Here is a 19128-nt window from a genome sequence, read left to right as displayed (position 1 = left end):
AGGCGATGCCGGGTCGCCACCCGCTCGGCCTCGGCCTTGACCGGGCAGGCATCGGCATCGACGAAAAGCGTCGTCACGCCTTCTTGGCCTGCTTCGGTGCGGGGTCGGGCACTTTGGCGACCGCGGGCTCCGGCGCTTTGGCGACCGCGGGTTCGGCGGGCTTCTTCCGCACCTTGAACTCTTCGGGAATCGGCATCCGGTTGAAGGCGTCCAGACCGGCGATCTTGTAGGCTTCGGCCAGGGTCGGATAGTTGAACGTGTTCTGCACGAAATAGTCCACCGTGCCCTTCAAGTTCAGCACCGCCTGCGCGATGTGGATCAGCTCGGTCGCGCCTTCGCCGACGATCTGCACGCCCAGCACCCGCCGGGTCTTGAGCGAGAACAGCATCTTCAGCATCCCGTGCTCCAGCCCCATGATGTGCCCGCGCGAGGTTTCGCGGAACCGGGCAACACCGACCTCATAGGGGATGCCGCGCTCCTGCAGTTCCTCCTCGGACATGCCGCAGGTGGAGATTTCGGGCACCGAATAGATGCCATAGGGATACCACGGGCTCTCCGGCAGGGTGGGGGTTTCCAGCGCATGGCAGGCGGCCACACGGCCCTGTTGCAACGCGGTCGAGGCCAGCGACGGATGCCCGATCACGTCGCCCGTGGCATAGATATGCGGCACCGAAGTCTGATAGGTCTTGCGATCCACCGAAATGCGATTGCGGTGATCGGTCTCGATCCCGACGGCCTCGAGGTTCAGGGCCGAGGTCATGCCCATGCGCCCCGCCGCAAACAACAGCATCTCGGCGCGCACGTGACGCCCGTTCTCCAGTGTGATTTCCACATGCGCGCCGGCATCCTCGATCTTTTCGACGGCGGACCCCAGCCGCAGATCGACCCCGTTTTCCCGGATCTGATGGGTGAATTCGTGGATCAGGGTCGTGTCGATGAAATCCAGAAAGGTCTCGCGCGGTTCGATCAATGTGACCCGCACATCCAGCGCCGAGAACATCGTTGCATATTCGACGCCGATGACTCCGGCTCCGATAACGCAAAGCGAGCGCGGGATTTCTGCCATTTCAAGGAACTCGTCCCCGTCCACGATGGTCTTTCCGTTGAACGGCACATAGTCCGGGCGATAGGTCTTGGTGCCCGTCGCGATCAGGAATTTCGCGGCCGTCAGCCGCGTCTTTTCACCCGCATCCGCGGCGACCTCGATCTCGTGCGGGCCGATGAACCGGGCCATCCCTTCCAGCGTTTCGACATGGTTGCGATTGAACTGGTGTTCCAGAACATCGACCTCGTAATCGAGCGTCATGTGCAGCCGCGCCTTCAGATCCTCGGCCCGGATCTTGTCCTTGACGCGGTAGGATCGGCCGTAAAAGCTGCGCTCGCGCCAGCCGGACAGGTTCAGAACGGTTTCCCGCAGGGTCTTGGACGGGATCGTGCCGGTATGAACCGAGACGCCGCCCAGCCTGTCCTTGCGGTCGACCACCAGAACCTTGCGCTTGAGCTTGCCCGCCTGAATGGCCGCCGCCCGCCCCGAGGGGCCGGAACCGATGATGATCAGGTCATAATCGTATTTGCTCATCCCTCAGTCTCCGTACAATGCCTCGGCGTGAAAGGCGACGTGATCTTCCATGAAGCTGGACACGAAAAAGTACGAATGGTCATACCCCGGCTGAAAACGGTTGATCGCCTGCTGGCGGCGTTCGGCGATGGCCTGGGCCAGTGCCTCGGGGCGCAGCAGGTGGATGAACTGGTCGTTGGTTCCGGTGTCGATCAGGATCGGGCCGTCGAATCCCCTGTCCTTCATCATCAGCGAGGCGTCATGTTTCGCCCAAGCCGCGGGGTCGTCGCCCAGATAGGCGCTCAACTGCTTGCGGCCCCAGTCGCTGCCGGTCGGGTTCGAGATCGGCGCAAAGGCCGAGACCGACCGGAACCGGCCCGGCAGGTTCATCGCCAGTGTCAGGGCGCCGTGGCCGCCCATCGAATGGCCGGTGATGGCCTGACGGTCGCCGTCGATGGCGAAGTTCCCGGCCAGCAGCGCGGGCAGTTCCTCGGCCACATAGTCCCACATCCGGAAATGCGGCGCCCAGGGCGATTGCGTCGCGTTCACGTAGAACCCGGCGCCCTGGCCCAGATCATAGTCGTCGTGATCGGCCACCCCTTCGCCGCGCGGTGAGGTGTCGGGGAAGACCAGCGCGATGCCCTGCTCGGCGGCCCAGCCCTGTGCGCCTGCCTTGGTCATCGCGTTTTCGTGGGTGCAGGTCAGCCCCGAGAGATACCACAGGACCGGCACCGGCCCGTCCTTTGCCTCGGCCGGCAGGAACAGACCAAAGGTCATGTCGCATTGGCACGCCTCGGAGGCATGGCGATAGACGCCCTGCACACCGCCGAAACAGGCATTCTCGGAAAGGGTTTCCATCTGATCCGTCTCCTCGTTTGGGGTCGGGCCATGGCTAGCGGTCCGCCGCGCCTGCGTAAAGTGCAGGAGCGACCGGTCACGCGAATTTTCCGCAAGCGTTCCTGCAATCAGGGCGTGCCGAGCCAGGCGATGACGACCGGCACCGTCACGATGCTGGCGGCGGTGGACAGCAGAATCGCCGCCGAGGCCCGATGCGGCGCGATCCCGTAATGCGCCGCCAGGATGTAGACGTTCCCGGCCACCGGCAACGCGGCGGCGGCGATGGCGACCGTGGCCGAGAACGGGTCGATCGGCATCAGCCAGAGCAGCGCGACCGCGACCAGCGCCGGGTGGATGGCCAGCTTGCAGAAACCGAGCCAGGCGGCGATCTGCACCCGTTCCGCCGATTTGCTGGCCAGCGACGCGCCGATGGCGAACAACGCGCCCGGCGTGGCCGCGCCTCCCAGAATCGTCAGAAAATTCTCGGCCGGGGCGGGCACCGGCAGATTGAAGGCCGACCACAACAGACCCGCCGAGATCGACACGATCATCGGATTGCGCACCAGTCCCAGCCCGATCAGACGGAACGTGCCCAGCGTCAGCCTGCCGTCCCGCCCGCCATTGATCAGCGCCACGATGAGCGAGGAAAACACCACCAGATCGACCGCCAGGACCACCATGACCGGGCCGATGGCGGCTTCGCCGAACAGCATCGCCAGCATCGGCAGGCCCAGAAATCCGACATTGCCGATGGCGGCGCATTGCGCCTCGACCGCGGCGGTGGGGATGTTCAGCCCGCGCAGATAGGCGACCAGCGTCGCGATCGCATAGACGCCCGTCGTGCCGATCAGATACCCGACCACCAGGCGGCCATTGAAGATCTCGGCGAATGGCAGCGTGGCCGAGAACCGGAACAGCATGGCCGACAGCGCGAAGTAGAAAACGAACTTGGTCAGATAGGCAGTGGCTTCTTCCGTGAAGAACCGGGTGCGACCGGCCCAGTATCCCAGGCCGATGATCGCGAAGAAGGGCAGCGTGCGGAAAAAGATCTCGACCATGGCCGCGTTGGTACCACGGATTTTTTTCGCCGCAACGCCCCTTTGTCACCCGCTGCCGATCAGAATGCCGGCGGCCAGCACAAGCGCGCCGCCCAGAACGACCTGGAACGCGGCGCGGAAGAACGGCGTTTCCATGTACCTGTTCTGGATCCAGGCAATCGCCCACAGCTCGAAGAACACGATGATGATGGCGATGGTGGTGGCGGTCCAGAATTCGGGGATCAGATAGGGCAGGGCATGGCCCAAACCGCCGATCGTGGTCATCACGCCCGACGCCAGCCCGCGCTTGACCGGCGATCCCCGCCCCGAGATTTCGCCGTCGTCCGAGGCCGCCTCGGTGAACCCCATCGAGATACCCGCCCCGACCGATGCGGCGACCCCGACCAGAAAGGTGGTCCAAGTATCGTGCGTGGCAAAGGCGGTGGCAAAGATCGGCGCGAGGGTCGAGACCGAGCCATCCATCAACCCGGCCAGTCCCGGCTGCACCCAGGTCAGGATGAACTGCCGATGGGCCTTGGCGTCTTCTTCCGCGCGGCTGTCCTCGTCCAGATGCGTGTGTTCAAGCTCGGATGCCGTGGCCTGGTGCCCGGCTTCGGCCGCGGCCAGATCCCCCAGCAGCTTCCGGGTGGAGGCGTCGCTCGTGCGTTTTGCGGCGGCAAGATAGAACCGCTCGGCATCGGCCTCCATGGCTTCGGCCTCGGCGCGGATGCGGTCGATCCCGAGGTTTTCGACCAGCCAGACCGGGCGGCGCGCATAGTACCCGGCCACATGCTCGCGCCGGATCAGGGGGATGACCTGACCGAAGCGTTGTTCGTGCAGGGCGATCAGCCGGGCGCGGTGCTGGTCCTCTTCCGCCGCCATGCCGTCAAAGATCTTCGCCGTTGACGGATAGTCCGAGCGCAGCATCTCGGCATAGGAGCGATAGATGCGCGCGTCGTCCTCCTCGGACGAAATCGCCAATGCGATGACCTCCTGTTCGGTCAGATCGCGAAAGTGCTTGCGTTGAGTGATGAACCGCATGTCCTGCCTCATTATTAGAACGATTCTAAGATAGCGGTTGCGCCAGATCATGCAACAGCCGCCGCGAATCGTTGAAACTGAACTGAACGGTTTATAGATTTGAGAAACCGAATATCTCAGGAGACATCATGACCCAGGCCGCCACCATTCTTCGCACCGGACGCAAATTCGACCAGGTATTGCGCGGTGCGCGCGAGGTGTTCATGGCTGACGGGTTCGAAGGCGCGAGCGTTGACGACATCGCCCGCGTGGCGGGCGTCTCCAAGGCGACCCTTTACAGCTATTTCCCCGACAAGCGCCTGTTGTTCATGGAAGTGGCGCAGACCGAATGCAGGCTGATGTCCGAGCGGGTGCTGGCGATGATCGACGAGACCAAGCCGGCCCGCGAGGTGCTGACGATCGCCGCGACGCAACTGACCGGGTTCCTGGTCTCGGATTTCGCGCAAAAGGTCTTTCGCATCTGCATGGCCGAGCGCGACCGGTTTCCGGAACTCGGTCGCGCCTTTTACGCGGCCGGGCCTGAGAACGGTCAGCGGCAGCTTTGCGAATACCTTGAAAAGGCGGTCGCCGCGGGCGAATTGGTGATCGAGGACATCCCGATCGCCGCCGAACAGTTTTCGGAACTGTGCAAGACGCGCCTCTGGATGCGCGCCGCCTTTGGCATCCAGACCAGTTTTTCGCAGGAAGAGATCGAAGAGGTCGCCCTGCACGCCGTGGACACGTTCATGGCGCGGTACGGGGCCTAGTCCCGGCGACGCACCAACAGCTGATTGCCCTGCCCGCGCTTGGTTTCGAATATCTTGAGCGCGGTCACGAGGTCGGACAGCTTGCGTGTGCCATAGCTGCGCGTGTCAAAGTCGGGATTGGCCGCAATCAGGCGCTGGCCGATGCTGCCCAGCGTGTACCATTCGTCCTCCTGATCGATGGACTCCATCGCCTTGATCACCAGATCGCGGGCTTCGCGCATCTTGCTGGCCGGCAGCTTTTTGGCGGCGGGCTCGGCGCTGGTCTTGCCGCCGTTCGGACCTGCGTCGGTGTCTTCGGGGCCGGTCAGGTTCTCAAGAAAGATGAACCGCTTGCACGCCTTGCGGAACGCGTCGGGTGTCTTCATCTGTCCCATGCCGAACACGTCCAGACCCTGTTCGCGGATGCGGCTGGCCAATCGGGTGAAGTCGCTGTCGGAACTGACCAGAACGAACCCGTCGAACCGGCCAGAATGCATCAGGTCCATGGCGTCGATCACCAGCGCGATGTCGCTGGCGTTCTTGCCCACGGTGTTGGCCGGCTGGTGATGGGGAACCAGGCCGAACTCGGCCTGGACCTTGTTCCAGCCGCTCATCTGCTGGCTGGAGAAATCGCCATAGCACCGTCGCACCGACGCCTCGCCCAATGTCGCGATCTCTTCGAAGATCGCTTTCGTGAATTTGGGCGAGGTGTTGTCGGCGTCGATCAGGACGGCCAGCAGGGGGATGGGATCGGCCACTTAGTATATCACCACCGAGCGGATGCTCTCGCCCTTGTGCATCAGGTCGAAACCCTTGTTGATGTCATCCAACCCCATCGTATGAGTGATCATCGGGTCGATCTCGATCTTGCCGTCCATGTACCAGTCAACGATCTTGGGCACGTCGGTCCGCCCGCGCGCGCCGCCGAACGCGGTGCCGCGCCAGACGCGGCCGGTGACAAGCTGGAACGGACGGGTCGCAATCTCGGCCCCCGCTGGCGCGACGCCGATGATGATCGATTCGCCCCAGCCCTTGTGCGCCGATTCCAGCGCCGCGCGCATCACCTGCACGTTGCCGGTGGCGTCAAAGGTGTAATCCGCCCCGCCCTTGGTCAGGTTCACCAGATAAGGGACCAGATCGCCCTCGACTTCCGCCGGGTTCACGAAATCGGTCATGCCGAATTTCTCGGCCATCTCGCGCTTGGACGGGTTCAGATCGACGCCAACGATCTGATCGGCCCCGGCCAGACGCAGGCCCTGGATCACGTTCAACCCGATCCCGCCCAGGCCGAACACGATGGCGCGGCTGCCGATTTCCACCTTGGCGGTGTTGATCACCGCGCCGATGCCGGTGGTCACGCCGCAGCCGATGTAGCAGATCTTGTCGAACGGCGCGTCCTCGCGCACCTTGGCCAGCGCGATCTCGGGCAGAACCGTGTGGTTCGAGAAGGTCGAGCAGCCCATGTAGTGCAGGATCGGATCGCCATCCAGCGTCGAGAACCGCGACGTTCCGTCTGGCATCACCCCCTTGCCCTGGGTTTCGCGGATTGCCTGGCACAGGTTGGTGCGCGGGTGCAGGCAGTATTCGCATTCCCGGCATTCGGGCGTGTAGAGCGGGATCACGTGATCCCCCGGCTTCAGGCTGGTCACGCCCTCGCCCACCTCGACCACCACGCCCGCGCCCTCGTGGCCCAGGATGGCAGGGAACATCCCCTCGGGGTCGGCGCCGGACAGGGTGAATTCGTCGGTATGACAGATGCCGGTCGCCTTGATCTCGACCAGAACCTCCCCCGCCTTGGGGCCGTCAAGGTTCACATCCATGATTTCCAAGGGTTTGCCGGCCTCAAGGGCGACGGCGGCACGGGTACGCATGGTGTCATTTCTCCCTGTCGATTTGGCACGACCCTGCGTCAATCGCCGGGCATTTTCAACACCCGTTTCCTGACAAGCCGGTTCGCGCTATGACCGTCCGGAACCGACATCGCCGCAAAAAGGAACGCCAATGTATCGATTTGCTCTCGCCCTGACCCTGCTGGCCGCGTGCAGCGAACTCGGCACGACGACAGCCGTGGAGCCCGCAGGCGCGGCGGAAGCGGCGCCCGTCGATCTGGCCTTCTGCAAGGGCGAGCCCTTTGCCGACTCGGTCGGTCAGCCGGTTTCGTCCATCGCGGCGCTGCTGCCGGAAAACGCGCGGGTGCTCGAACCCGACAGCATCGCCACGCAGGATTACCGCATCGATCGGTTGAATGTCTTTGTGGACGGGAACGGGACCGTCAAGCGGCTGACCTGCGGCTAGGTCGCGGCGGGCGGGTCTCGACTCGGTTGCCGATTCTCGGGTAAGAACAAAACAGGAACATTTTGATGTCTTCCCGATGTCCAGACGCCGAATACTCTCGCTGTGGTTTCCCCGGCTCGGGGCCGAACGGTTGATCCGCGCCGCCCGCGGCCTGCATTCCGGCCCGCTGGCGGTGGTGGCTGAACGGTCCAACATGCAGGTCGTCACTTCGCTGAATACTGAGGCACAGGCCGCCGGTCTGCGCGTGGGCCAGCCGGTGCGCGACGCCCATGCCATGTGCGCCGCCCTTGTCACCCGTCCGCGCAACGCCCCCGCCGAAGCGGCCTTTCTGACCGCGCTCAGGCGCTGGGCGGGCAAGTTCAGCCCCTGGGTCGCCGAAGAACCCCCGGACAGCCTGATCGTCGATCTGTCGGGCTGCGCCCATCTGTTCGGCGGCGAAGCGGCTCTGCTGGACGTGATCGAGACCGACTGCGCCGATATGGGCCTGAGTGTGCAGATGGGCATCGCCGACACGCTGGGCGCGGCCTGGGCGCTGGCGCGCTTTGCCGGGCAAGAGGCCACATCCGACCGCAATGGCGACGCCATCAGCCAGGAGGCCCGCGCCACCCGCGCCCGCGCCGGCAAGCGGCGGCACTGGACCAGGGGCGGCGCCGCGCCGCAGGTGACGGCGCCGGGCGGTGGCGCCCGGATCGCGCCGCCGGGGCGGAGCTATGGCGCGCTCAGCCCCCTGCCCATCGCGGCGCTGCGGCTGGACGATCAGACCCTGGCGCAGCTGAACCGGCTGGGCCTGCGGCGGATCGGCGACCTGCTGGGCCAGCCGCGCGCCTCGCTGGCCCGCCGTTTCGGGCGCGGGCTGGTGCTGCGGCTGGATCAGGCGATGGGCAGCGCGCCGGAACCGGTCTCGCCCGCGCGGCCCCCGCATCACTTCGCGGTACGGATGACCCTGCCAAACCCGATCGGCCTGGCCGAGGACGTGATGGCCGCCATCGACCGGATGCTGCCGGCGCTCTGCGCCCGGCTCGAGGACAAGGGGCGCGGGCTGCGCACCCTGCGGCTCGAGGCGCATCGCGCCGATCAGGCGGCCGAGATCGTCGAGGTCGGGCTGGCCCGCCCGACCTTCGACAGGCACCGCATCCGCCCCTTGCTGGAGATGAAGATCGACCGGATCGATGCGGGCTATGGCATCGACATGCTGCGGCTGGAGGCGGTGCAGACCGAACCGATCCATGCCCGCACGCTTTCCGGCCATGCCGAAGCCAGCCGCGCGGTGCGCGACCGGCTGGCGGGCAACACCGCCGTTGACGACCTTACGGCCAAACTGGGCGCGCGGGTGGGGCTGGAGGCGATCACCCGCCGCCACCCGGCAAATTCGCACATCCCCGAGAAAACCGCGCAGGTGCTGGCCGCCGCCTGGTCCGAGCCCGCAAGCGACTGGCCCGCCCCGCCGCGCCCCCGTCCCCTGCTGATATGGCCGCCCGAACCGGTGATGGCGCCCGAAACCGCCGATGTTCCGGCGGTGTTCCGCTGGCGTGGGCGCGACTGGAAACTGGCGCAGGCCACCGGCCCGGAACGGATCGCGCCGGAATGGTGGCTGGACGATCCCAACTGGCGCAGCGGCGTACGCGACTATTGGGTGGTGGTGACGGAACAGGGCGACCGGCTGTGGCTGTTCTACGGCCATGGCGGCACGATGTCGGCGGGCTGGTTCTGCCAGGGGCGGTTCGCGTGAAATCCGGCGCAACGTACCTTGCCGGACGATCCAAAAGGGCGAAAACCGCGTGCTCGCGACGCCTCAAACCCCAGCGACCTGAACGCACAAGGCTTGATTTGGCCGAATTTTCTGGCAAGGCTGGAGCCATGAACATGCAGCCTCCCAGCCCGTTTGCGACGGGCCCGGCCCAGATGCAGGTCGCGTTCGACCGGCGCGAGTTGTCTTTGATCCTCTCTGTCTATGGCCGGATGGTGGCTGCGGGCGAGTGGCGCGACTACGGCATCTCGAACCTGCGCGACATGGCGGTTTTCTCGATCTTCCGCCGCTCGTCCGAACACCCGATCTATAGGGTCGAAAAACATCCCCGATTGCGCCAGAGGCAAGGGACATACTCGGTCGTCGGACTGGACGGGCGCATCCTCAAACGCGGTCATGACCTGCGCACAGTTCTGCGCGTGCTCGAACGCAAGCTGATCCGGGCGGTCGATCCCGACTAGAACCGTTTGTGGGCAGTCACCGGCCCGTCGCCCTGCGCCTCGATCCGCGCAATGGCGGAATCGATCGGCTCGTATTGCACCGCCATGTGATGCGCATTGGCATGCAGCAGCGTTTCCGGGTCCGCAACCCAGGCCACATGGCCCTTCCAGAACAGCAGATCGCCGCGTTGGGGCGGGGTGCCGGCGGCGACGGCCGTGCCAAGGGCCTTCTCCTGATCGCCGCTGTCACCGGGACAGGCCCCGCCACAGGCCAACAGCGCGGCCTGCACAAGGCCCGAACAGTCGATCCCGAACCGGCTGTTGCCGCCCCACAGATAGGGCGTGCCCAGAAACAGGGCCGCGACCGCGACCGGGTCGGACAGGGTGGAACCGGCCTCGATCAGGTGAACCTTGGGAACGAACCCCGCATCGGTTTCCAGAAACCGGCCCGCTTCGGACCGGGCCGAGACCTTGCTGCCGAAACTCAGGTTCATGCGCTCCGGGCTCTTCATGTCCGGCAGGGAATAGGCGTGGGTTGCCGGGGCCGTGACCCAGTGCGTGCTGCGTTCCGGGCGCGCAAGGTCCGACGACTTCACCCAGCCGGGATACCCATCCTTGTCCGAGGTGATCCGGCTCCAATCCCCGGCCTCGTCTTCGACGGTCACGACATCGCCGTACAGCAATTGCCGGTCGCGCGGCCCGTCCGGTCGCCGCAAGAGATCCACGACCGCGGATTTGACCCGCCGCGCGGTCATGTGCCCAGCAGTTCGGGCAGGGCTTCGAGCAGGGCGCGCGGCCCTTGTCCCAACCCGCCCTTGCTGCGCCCCGGGGCTTTCGCCTGTTGCCAGGCATAGATGTCGAAATGCATGTAGCGGCTGTCGGTCACGAAGCGCCGTAGAAACAGGGCCGCGGTGATCGACCCGGCAAACCCGCCGGCGGGGGCGTTGTCCAGATCGGCAAGTCCGGGTTCGATCATGTCCTCGTAAGGGTCGTGAAACGGCATCCGCCAGACCGGATCGGCCGCCAGCGCCCCGGCCCGCGACACGGCCTGCGCGGCGGCGTCGTCGTCGGTATAGAACGGCGACAGATCGGCCCCGACCGCCACCCGCGCCGCGCCGGTCAGGGTCGCCATCGAGATGATCAGGTCGGGCCGGTCTTCGTCCGCCAGCGCCAGCGCGTCGGCCAGAACCAGACGCCCTTCGGCATCGGTGTTGTTGATCTCGACCGTCAGCCCCTTGCGCGATGTCAGCACGTCGCCGGGGCGGAACGCGTCACCCGCCACCGAGTTTTCGACCGCCGGGATCAAGACCCGCAGCCTCAGCGGCAGCTTCAGTGCCATGATCATGCGCGCCAGGCCCAGAACATTGGCCGCCCCGCCCATGTCCTTTTTCATCAGCGCCATGGCCGCCGCCGGTTTCAGGTCCAGCCCGCCGGTGTCAAAGCACACGCCCTTGCCGACCAGCGTCAGGGCCGGTCCCGCATCGCCCCAGTTCATCTCGATCAGGCGCGGCGCCTGCGCGGCGGCCCGGCCGACCGTGTGGATCATCGGAAAGTTGCGGGTGATCAGATCGTCGCCCGCAACCGTCTCGCAGGACGAGCCGAACTCGGCGGCCAGCGCCTCGGCGGCCGCTTGCAGGTGGTCCGGCCCCATGTCCGAGGCCGGAGTGTTGACCAGGTCGCGGATCAGCGCCTCGGCATTCGCGAGGATCTCGATCCGCGCGGCATCGACACCCGCCGGCGCGACCAGCCGCGCCTTGGCGGGAGACTGGGACTTGTAGCGGTCAAAGGCGTAGCCTGTCAGCAACCAGCCGAGGGATTCGCGGGCCAGCACCTCGCCCTCCAGATCGGTGACGATCCGGTAGACACCTTTCGGCAGCTTCTCCGCGGCGGCGGCCAGCGGAAACCGCTTGCGGCGGCGGTTCTCGGCCTTTCCGTAACCGGCCAGGGCAAAGCCAGGCGCCCCCTGCGCCGCCGGCACCAGCAGAGCCTGCCCCAAGGCGCCGGTGAACCCGTTCGCCTCGATCCAGGATCGGGCCTCGGGGCTCTGCGCCTCCAGCCACGCCTCCAGTTCGTTCTGGTCGATCACGTGCAGGGGCAGGGCATCGTCGGACGGTTTTGTGAAAGACAGGGACATGGGTGGCTTACCTCGACGCGGTTCCGGCCCAGACTATCGCGCTGCAGGGCGCCCGCAAGTCCCGTCACACGGAAAGGTTCTGCTGGTCCCAAACGGCGGTCAGCGAGCGCTCTCCGACCCGGATCAACCGGAACAGGGTGGCGCTGGCCGCCACCTGATCGCCGCCATCCACCGAAACGGTCACGTCGCCCGCCACCCTGGCCAGTTCGGTCATTCCGATCTGCCTGGCGATGGCCACGATCGAACGCGCGCCCTTGCGCAGCCCGTACCAGTCCTGTTTGCGCCACATGCGTTCGCATCTGGACAGGCGCATCGCCAGTTCCTCGATGGCCCGGCACACCACGTCCTCGGCCCCGGATTCGCCCAATTGATCGTAAAGACGGCCCAGAGGGTCCGGATCAAGCCGCACGGATTCCCTCTGAACGAGTGTGATCACTTTCTCCACCACGTTCACCCCAATCGTTTGCACCCCCACGGCGCGCAGACATCCTGTTGCCGCGGGGGTTGCCAAAAGGTTGCCGTTGATGCGGATAATGTCTCGAATTTTGCTTCAATTCGGACTAGACGAGCCGGCAGCACCAAATACCGGGGACAAGTGAATGGAACATGCCAAACCTCTGCCGAGCTATCTGATACATCGATACCATGGCTGGAAGGCCACGACCTATTCCGAGAACCAGGCCTGGTACCGGCGCCTTGCGGCCGAGGGCCAGCGCCCCCGCGCGATGGTGATTTCCTGCTGCGACAGCCGGGTGCATGTCACGTCGATCTTCGGGGCCGAACAGGGCGAGTTCTTCATTCACCGCAACATCGCCAACCTCGTGCCGCCCTATGCGCCCGACGGCCACCACCACGGCACCAGCGCCGCCATCGAATACGCGGTCACTTCGCTGAACGTGTCGCATCTGATCGTGCTGGGCCACTCCCAGTGCGGCGGCGTTCAGGGTTGCATCGACATGTGCACCGGCCAGGCGCCTCAGCTGGAGGTCAAGGAAAGCTTCGTGGGGCGCTGGATGGATATTCTCAGACCGAAATTCGATCTCGTTTCCGACATCGCCGATGGCGCCGATCAGGCGCGCGCGTTCGAGAAATTCGCCGTCATCGCCTCGCTGGAAAACCTGATGACCTTTCCGTTCATCGCGTCGGCCGTCGATGCCGGAAAGCTCAGCGTCCATGGCCTGTGGACCGATATCGAGAAGGGCGGGTTGGAATGTTACGACCCGACCGTGAACAAATTCGTGCCGGTCTAGCCTTTACATTTCTGGCAACGGTTATAATTGAACAACAGTTCAATTAGGGGCGTGAACAACAATGGAACAGCTTCTTTCGCTGACGGCGGAAAACCTGATCTCGCCGATCATCCTGAGTTTCGTGCTGGGGCTGGCGGCATCGCTGGCACGGTCGGATCTGACAATCCCCGAAGCCATCGCCAAGGCGATGTCGATCTACCTTCTGTTTGCCATCGGTTTCAAGGGCGGCGTCAGCGTCGCTTCGCACGGGATCGATGCGACCCTGGGGTTCTCGCTCCTCGTGGGCGTAGCCCTGTCCGCCTTGTTGCCGCTGATCGCGTTCGCGCTGTTGCGGGTGCTGACCAACCTCGATCACGTGAACGCCGGCGCGGTGGCCGCGCATTACGGCTCGATCTCGATCGTGACCTATGTGGCGGGCACATCGGTGCTGGAAAGCCAGGGCCTGATCTACGAAGGCTACATGGTCGCCGTCGCAGCGGCGATGGAAGCGCCGGCGATCCTCTCGGCGCTCTGGCTGATTTCCCGCGGCGGCGGCGCACGCCAGATGGACGCGGGTCTCTGGCGCGAGATCGCCCTGAACGGGTCCATCGTCCTGCTCATCGGCTCGTTCGCCATCGGCTGGGCAACGGGCGAGGAAGGTCTGGCCGAAATCAGCGCCTTTGTCGTGTCGCCGTTCAAGGGCGTCCTGTGCCTGTTCCTGCTCGACATGGGGATCGTCGCCGGACGCGGGCTGCGCAGCGGGCGCGGCTTGATCGGGCCGGGTCTGCTGGGTTTTGGCGTGCTGATGCCCCTTATCGGGGCCAGCGCCGGATTGGCGGGCGCGCTGCTTCTGGGTCTGTCCACGGGCGGAACCGTGCTGTTGATGGTGCTGGGCGCGTCGGCCTCGTACATCGCCGTGCCGGCGGCGATGCGCGTTGCCGTGCCCGAGGCGAACCCTTCCATCTACCTGACACTGTCGCTGGGCATTACATTCCCATTCAACCTGACCCTGGGTCTGCCGCTCTATGTCGCCGTGGCCCGGACCGTGACCGGAGGATAATCCGATGCAGACACATGCCGCCAAAAGGGTAGAGATCACCATCGAAGCCATCATGAGGTCGCGCCTGACCGATGCGTTGATCGAGGCCGGGGTCACGGGCTTCACGATCCTGCCGGTGTTCGGTGGATCCGGGCGATCCGGCGAATGGAGCCGCTCCGGCCAGGTCAGCCGGGCCAGCGGCATGGTTCAGGTCATCTGCATCATCCGCCCCGAACGCCTGGACCAGCTTCTCGAAGCGGCTTTCTCCGTGGTGGACACCCATATCGGCGTGGTCAGCATCACGGATTGCCAGGTGCTGCGCGCCGAACGGTTCTGAACAGGAAAGGGGCACCCTTTCGGATGCCCCGCCAAAACCCCTTCCTTGGGGCTTACCCCTTTTTCAGAACCTCGCGGCCCAGCAATTCGGCGATCTGAACCGCGTTCAGCGCCGCGCCCTTGCGCAAATTGTCCGACACGCACCACAGGTTCAGGCCGTTTTCCACGGTCGAATCCTGCCGGATGCGGCTGATGAAGGTGGCGAAATCGCCGACGCATTCGACCGGCGTCACGTAACCCCCGGCCTCGCGTTTGTCGATCACCATGATGCCGGGGCTTTCGCGCAGGATGTCGCGGGCTTCGTCCTCGTCCAGGAACTCCTCGAACTCGATGTTCACCGCTTCGGAATGTCCGACGAAAACCGGAACGCGCACGCAGGTTGCCGTGACCTTGATCGACGGATCGACGATCTTCTTGGTCTCGGCGACCATCTTCCATTCTTCCTTGGTCGAGCCGTCCTCCATGAACACGTCGATATGCGGAATGACGTTGAAAGCGATCTGCTTCTGGAACTTCTTCGGCTCGACCTCGTTGATCGGGTTGTAGACGGCCTTGGTCTGGTCCCACAGCTCGTCCATGCCTTCCTTGCCCGCGCCCGAGACCGACTGGTAGGTCGAGACCACGACGCGCTTGATCCTGGCGCGATCGTGCAGCGGCTTCAGCGCAACGACCATCTGCGCGGTCGAGCAGTTGGGGTTGGCGATGATGTTCTTGTTCTTGTAGTCGTGGATCGCCTGCGGGTTCACTTCCGGCACGATCAGCGGGATTTCGGGGTCGTAGCGATAGAGCGACGAGTTGTCGATCACCACGCAACCGGCGGCGGCCGCCTTGGGGGCGTAATCCTTGGTCGCGGCCGATCCCACGGCGAACAGCGCCATGTCCCAGCCGGTGAAATCGAACGTGTCCAGATCCTGGGTCTTGAGTGTCTTGTCGCCAAAGCTGACTTCGGTGCCCAGCGAACGACGGCTTGCCAAAGCGGCAAGTTCGTCCACCGGAAACTGGCGCTCGGCCAGAATGTTCAGCATTTCGCGGCCCACATTGCCCGTGGCGCCGACGACGACGACGCGATAGCCCATGTTCTGTCTCCTGTACTAAGGACGCGCGTACATAGCCGCGTTGCGGGGAATAAAAAAGGGTCTCTGGGGCGGTTTTCGACGAATAACGCCGAATTGGGACGCGGCGGGGTGTCTCAGGTTTCGCCCAGCAGGGAACGATAGACCTCGACCAGCGCCCTGGCCTCGCCCTCGATGTCGAAATGCCGTTCCACATGGGCGCGGGCGGCCTGGCCCCAGAGCGCAAGGGAATCGCGGTCGGCCAGCATTTCGGACGCGGCCCCGGCCAGCGCCGGTATGTCGTCCGGCGGCACGATCCGGCCCAGCGCGGGGTCGGTCACGATCTCGGAAAACGCACCCACATCGGTGGCCACCACCGGCACGCCGCAGGCCATCGCCTCGAGCGGGGTCAGCCCGAACCCCTCCCACCGCTGCGGCGCGATGAAAAGGTCCAGCACCTGATACCACTCGGCGATCCGGTCCACCGTGACCTCGGGCTTGAACAGGATGCGGTCCGACAGGCCGGCCTCGGCGACCTTGTCCTTGAGCCCGTTCAGAAAGCCCACATGCTTTTCCGTGGCCCGCCCCATGACGATGCCCGTCGCGTCCGCGTACTGCCCGCAGAGTTCGATCATCGCATCGACGAAGGCATCCGTACCCTTCTGGTGCCGAATACGCCCGTAGCAGCCCAGCAGCAGCCCGTCGGGCAATCCCAGGCTGGCGCGCAGCGCGGCACGGTCCTCGGGCGGCGTGAAGTCCTGCAGGTTGATGCCATGCATGATGACGCGGGCGTCGCGCTCCAGATACCCGGCGGTCTTGCGCGAGGTGGCGACTACGGCATCCATCTTCGAGATCAGCCACTTCGTGTACCCGGTGTGCTTGCGCTGTGACGCGCTGGTGAACAGCAGCTTCAACCGCATCCGGACCACGCCGCGCAGCACCAGCCCCAGCAGCATTTCCGTGTTCCGCCGTGCGTGCCAGACCCGCAGCGTGCCGCGCGGCAGGAACGGCACCCGCGCCAGCGGGAAGTGTGGAACGTACGCCGGCAGGCCCGGACCCGTGGCGGCGATGTCGATCCACCGGGCCTGCAACGGCACCAGCCGCGCGATCGTCGCGGTCACGCCCGAAAGCCTGCGCTTGAGGTTGGGGGCGAGGACTCGCGGGTCTGTCACGTGGATCTCCTGAACCGGGCCGCCGGCGCGGCCTTAGTCGATGCTGTCCCGGCTGAATATGTAGATCGCGCATCCCAGCGCAAGCGCGAGTGCAAAAAAGCCGAAAATCGCGACATAGGGCGCGGTCGCGCCGGCCGCGACGGTTCCGGCATGGATTCGCCCGGTCACGAACTGCATGAGCCCGACCCCGCCGATGCCGAACAGGTTCAGCAGGGTGACACCCCGCCCGACCAGATGCGGCGGGATGAAAGCCCGGCCATGCGCCATGAGGACGGGAAAGGACGCCCCCATGAACCCGATCACCGCCATCAGCGCGACGGATGTCCAAACCGCATGATCGATCCAGAGAACCAACAGCGCCAGCGCCGCCGCGCCCAGCACGTTGCCGCCCAGGATGACCCATTTTCGGGTGCGAAACAGCCGATCCAGCGGCCCGTAACAGAACGTCCCCGCGATCATCGCCGCGCCCATCACCAGCGTGGCCTGCCCGATCTGGGTGGTGCCCAGATCGAAGACATCGCGCAGATAGGGCCCGGCCCAAAGCCCGCGCAGCGCGGCGGCCGGGGCATAGTTGACCAGCATCAGCGGCAGGATCGCCCACAATACCGGCTGTTTCAGCAGGTCCAGAACCGACCCTTTCTGATCGGCCGAGACCCGTTCCGGATCGCGGACGCTCAGCCAGATGCCGACGGCGACCGCCGCCGAGATCGCGGCAAGCGCCGCCAGTGTGGCCCGCCAGCCGACCAGTTCGACCGCCAGCGCGGTAGGGTAGGAGGCCACCAGATTGCCGACCGACCCGACACCCAGCATCACCGCCGCCAGCGTGGCGAATTTCGCGGGCGGAAACTCGCGGGCGAAAATGAAATAGGACGCCATCAGCACCGGCGAACAGCCCACGCCGATCAGAACCATCGCCAGGCCGATGTGAACCGGCGCCGTCGCGACCGCGAACAGCCCGGCACCGCCGCCGCCGCCCAGAAACAGCAGCACGGCCGCCGTCCGGCGCGGCCCGATCCGGTCCAGCGCCCATCCCACCGGCAGCTGCATCAGCGCAAAGGTGATGAACCAAAGCCCCGAGGCAAAGGCCAGATCCTCGGGCATCGCGCCGATGTCGCGCCCCAGATCGGCCGCCAGAACCGCCAGAAAGGCGCGGAAGAACTGGCTGAGAACATAGGCCAGACACAAAACCACCAACCCTGCCTGCATCGTCCCATCTTCCCCGGTGCCGCCGCTCACGGATGGTTGGCACGTTCCGCGCCTGCACACAACCGTGTGCGATTGGTTTCAGCCGGCTGACAAAGCCCGCAACCGGGTTATCTTGGGGCAAACGGGAGGATGGCGATGGAATCCGGGCAGGTGTCCTTTTACGATCGGCTTTCACCTCTGCGGGATTTTTCCCAGCTGGCCGAACCGTCGCGTTTCGCGCCGGTCCCGCCGGATTGGGTGGTCGGCGTTGCCGACATCGTCAACTCCACCGGCGAGATCGAACGGGGCCGCTACAAGACCGTGAACATGGTCGGCGCCGCGGTCATCTCGGCCATGATCAACGAACTCGGCGGACAGGTGTTTCCCTATGTCTTCGGCGGCGACGGGGCGTCCTTTGCCGTGCCCGGCGAGGTCGGGCAACGCGCCGAGCGGGTGCTCGCCGCGCTCCGTCGCTGGGCCGAAGAGGAGTTTCAGATCTCCATGCGCGCCGCTTTGGTGCCGGTCGCCGAGATCCGCGCGACGGGGCGGGACGTGCGGGTCGCGCGATTCGCCGCGTCGGACGGCGTGGACTATGCGATGTTCTCGGGCGGCGGCCTCACCTGGGCCGAGGCCCGGATGAAAGAGGGTGCGTTCCAGGTGCCTCCGGCCGATCCCGGCGCGCAGCCGGACCTCACGGGCCTGTCCTGCCGCTGGGCCAACAGCCGGGCCACGAACGGCCACATCCTGTCGATCGTGGTGCAGCCGACCCCGCAGGCGACCGAGCGCGATTTTGCCGATCTGGCCCGGCGCATCGTCGAAGCGGCGGACGGGCTGGAGCGCGGCGGTCACCCGGTTCCGGCTGCGGGGCCGCCGATCCGATGGCCGCCGCCGGGCCTCAGCCTGGATGCGCATGTGGCCCGCGGCCGGAGCAACCTGACCCTGAAGAAAACCGTGCTTCTGGGTCAGAACCTTTTGATCTGGCTGCTGTTCCGGACCGGCATCCACTTGGGCGACTTCGACCCGGTCCGTTACAAGCGGATGGTCTCCAGCAATGCCGATTTCCGGAAATTCGACGATGGGCTGAAGATGACGCTCGATTGCGACCGGGACACGCGGCAGCGGATCGAACAGCTGCTGGACGAGGCCCGCGCGCGCGGCAAGATCCGCTTTGGCCTGCACGCGCAGGACGAGGCGATGATGACCTGCATCGTGCCATCGGCGATGCAGGACGATCACGTGCATTTCATCGACGGCGCATCCGGCGGCTATACCCAGGCCGCCGCCGCGATGCGCGCGTGACC

Annotated in this window: 21 protein-coding genes; 8 read left to right on the top strand and 13 right to left on the bottom strand. The window is 65.4% G+C overall.

Going from position 1 to position 19128, the window contains the following annotated elements:
• The 5 genes from AC2FNJ_RS10185 to mbfA all read right to left on the bottom strand — a co-directional run.
• The coding region (locus AC2FNJ_RS10185) for a DUF188 domain-containing protein (protein ID WP_496764122.1) at positions 1-77 on the bottom strand (77 nt) is incomplete at its 3' end.
• Positions 74-1579 carry a Si-specific NAD(P)(+) transhydrogenase gene (gene sthA, locus AC2FNJ_RS10180; RefSeq protein WP_496764120.1) on the bottom strand — a complete coding sequence of 502 codons (1506 nt, stop codon included), beginning with the start codon at positions 1577-1579 and terminating at the stop codon, positions 74-76. The genes AC2FNJ_RS10185 and sthA, both read right to left, overlap by 4 nt.
• Positions 1580-1582: 3 nt before the next feature.
• A complete protein-coding gene (gene fghA, locus AC2FNJ_RS10175; RefSeq protein WP_496764119.1) occupies positions 1583-2416 on the bottom strand; it encodes an S-formylglutathione hydrolase in 834 nt (277 codons plus the stop codon).
• 107 nt (positions 2417-2523) lie between these two features.
• Positions 2524-3453 (bottom strand): AEC family transporter, encoded by a 930-nt coding sequence (locus AC2FNJ_RS10170; RefSeq protein WP_496764118.1) that lies wholly within the window; start codon positions 3451-3453, stop codon positions 2524-2526.
• A 45-nt stretch (positions 3454-3498) separates the two neighbouring features.
• Entirely contained in the window at positions 3499-4473 is a 975-nt protein-coding gene (mbfA, locus tag AC2FNJ_RS10165) for an iron exporter MbfA (protein WP_496764117.1), read from the bottom strand.
• A 128-nt stretch (positions 4474-4601) separates the two neighbouring features.
• Between mbfA and AC2FNJ_RS10160 the strand changes: the two genes are divergently transcribed.
• Entirely contained in the window at positions 4602-5219 is a 618-nt protein-coding gene (locus tag AC2FNJ_RS10160) for a TetR/AcrR family transcriptional regulator (protein WP_496764116.1), read from the top strand.
• On the opposite strand, the gene AC2FNJ_RS10155 is transcribed toward AC2FNJ_RS10160, so the two are convergent.
• Together AC2FNJ_RS10155 and AC2FNJ_RS10150 are read right to left on the bottom strand one after the other, a co-directional pair.
• Positions 5216-5956 carry an NYN domain-containing protein gene (locus AC2FNJ_RS10155; protein WP_496764115.1) on the bottom strand — a complete coding sequence of 247 codons (741 nt, stop codon included), beginning with the start codon at positions 5954-5956 and terminating at the stop codon, positions 5216-5218. The genes AC2FNJ_RS10160 and AC2FNJ_RS10155 overlap by 4 nt on opposite strands.
• A complete protein-coding gene (locus tag AC2FNJ_RS10150) occupies positions 5957-7069 on the bottom strand; it encodes an S-(hydroxymethyl)glutathione dehydrogenase/class III alcohol dehydrogenase (RefSeq protein WP_496764114.1) in 1113 nt (370 codons plus the stop codon).
• Positions 7070-7199: 130 nt separating this feature from the next.
• On the opposite strand from AC2FNJ_RS10150, the gene AC2FNJ_RS10145 reads away from it, so the two are divergent.
• From AC2FNJ_RS10145 to AC2FNJ_RS10135, 3 genes are all read left to right on the top strand, one after another.
• Entirely contained in the window at positions 7200-7493 is a 294-nt protein-coding gene (locus AC2FNJ_RS10145) for an I78 family peptidase inhibitor (protein ID WP_496764113.1), read from the top strand.
• A gap of 76 nt (positions 7494-7569) precedes the next feature.
• On the top strand, positions 7570-9222 hold the full coding sequence (locus AC2FNJ_RS10140) for a Y-family DNA polymerase (RefSeq protein ID WP_496764112.1): 1653 nt from the start codon (positions 7570-7572) through the stop codon (positions 9220-9222).
• 128 nt (positions 9223-9350) lie between these two features.
• Positions 9351-9701: a DUF2794 domain-containing protein gene (locus AC2FNJ_RS10135; protein WP_496764111.1), complete on the top strand. Its 351-nt coding sequence runs from the start codon at positions 9351-9353 to the stop codon at positions 9699-9701.
• Here the strand turns inward: AC2FNJ_RS10135 and AC2FNJ_RS10130 are convergent.
• The 3 genes from AC2FNJ_RS10130 to AC2FNJ_RS10120 form a co-directional block, all read right to left on the bottom strand.
• Complete coding sequence (locus AC2FNJ_RS10130) at positions 9698-10435, bottom strand: C40 family peptidase (RefSeq protein ID WP_496764110.1); 738 nt, start codon at positions 10433-10435, stop codon at positions 9698-9700. The two genes, AC2FNJ_RS10135 and AC2FNJ_RS10130, sit on opposite strands and share 4 nt — an antisense overlap.
• Positions 10432-11814, bottom strand: a complete 1383-nt coding sequence (locus tag AC2FNJ_RS10125) for a leucyl aminopeptidase family protein (RefSeq protein WP_496764109.1) — start codon at positions 11812-11814, stop codon at positions 10432-10434. The genes AC2FNJ_RS10130 and AC2FNJ_RS10125 overlap by 4 nt, the downstream gene beginning before the upstream one ends.
• Before the next feature lie 64 nt (positions 11815-11878).
• Positions 11879-12223, bottom strand: coding sequence for a hypothetical protein (locus tag AC2FNJ_RS10120; RefSeq protein ID WP_496764108.1), 345 nt, complete (start codon positions 12221-12223; stop codon positions 11879-11881).
• Positions 12224-12413: 190 nt separating this feature from the next.
• Between AC2FNJ_RS10120 and AC2FNJ_RS10115 the strand changes: the two genes are divergently transcribed.
• The 3 genes from AC2FNJ_RS10115 to AC2FNJ_RS10105 all read left to right on the top strand — a co-directional run bounded on the left by AC2FNJ_RS10115 (position 12414) and on the right by AC2FNJ_RS10105 (position 14419).
• A complete protein-coding gene (locus AC2FNJ_RS10115) occupies positions 12414-13064 on the top strand; it encodes a carbonic anhydrase (protein ID WP_496764107.1) in 651 nt (216 codons plus the stop codon).
• A 61-nt stretch (positions 13065-13125) separates the two neighbouring features.
• Positions 13126-14103: a sodium-dependent bicarbonate transport family permease gene (locus AC2FNJ_RS10110; RefSeq protein ID WP_496764106.1), complete on the top strand. Its 978-nt coding sequence runs from the start codon at positions 13126-13128 to the stop codon at positions 14101-14103.
• A gap of 4 nt (positions 14104-14107) precedes the next feature.
• Positions 14108-14419, top strand: a complete 312-nt coding sequence (locus AC2FNJ_RS10105; protein ID WP_496764105.1) for a DUF3240 family protein — start codon at positions 14108-14110, stop codon at positions 14417-14419.
• A gap of 52 nt (positions 14420-14471) precedes the next feature.
• Here the strand turns inward: AC2FNJ_RS10105 and AC2FNJ_RS10100 are convergent, their stop codons facing one another.
• The 3 genes from AC2FNJ_RS10100 to AC2FNJ_RS10090 all read right to left on the bottom strand — a co-directional run bounded on the left by AC2FNJ_RS10100 (position 14472) and on the right by AC2FNJ_RS10090 (position 17848).
• Entirely contained in the window at positions 14472-15494 is a 1023-nt protein-coding gene (locus AC2FNJ_RS10100) for an aspartate-semialdehyde dehydrogenase (protein WP_496764104.1), read from the bottom strand.
• Between the two features lie 113 nt (positions 15495-15607).
• Positions 15608-16642, bottom strand: a complete 1035-nt coding sequence (locus AC2FNJ_RS10095) for a glycosyltransferase family 4 protein (RefSeq protein WP_496764103.1) — start codon at positions 16640-16642, stop codon at positions 15608-15610.
• 33 nt (positions 16643-16675) lie between these two features.
• The gene (locus AC2FNJ_RS10090; protein ID WP_496764102.1) at positions 16676-17848 is read right to left on the bottom strand and encodes an MFS transporter; all 1173 of its coding nucleotides are present in this window, start codon (positions 17846-17848) and stop codon (positions 16676-16678) included.
• A gap of 135 nt (positions 17849-17983) precedes the next feature.
• On the opposite strand from AC2FNJ_RS10090, the gene AC2FNJ_RS10085 reads away from it, so the two are divergent.
• Complete coding sequence (locus AC2FNJ_RS10085) at positions 17984-19126, top strand: DUF3095 domain-containing protein (RefSeq protein ID WP_496764101.1); 1143 nt, start codon at positions 17984-17986, stop codon at positions 19124-19126.
• The last annotated feature ends 2 nt before the right edge of the window (positions 19127-19128 follow it).

It is taken from the genome of Ruegeria sp. BHSB196 (assembly GCF_059613135.1).
Note: the sequence above shows the minus strand (reverse complement) of the source record. Positions and strands in the feature narration are given on the sequence as shown.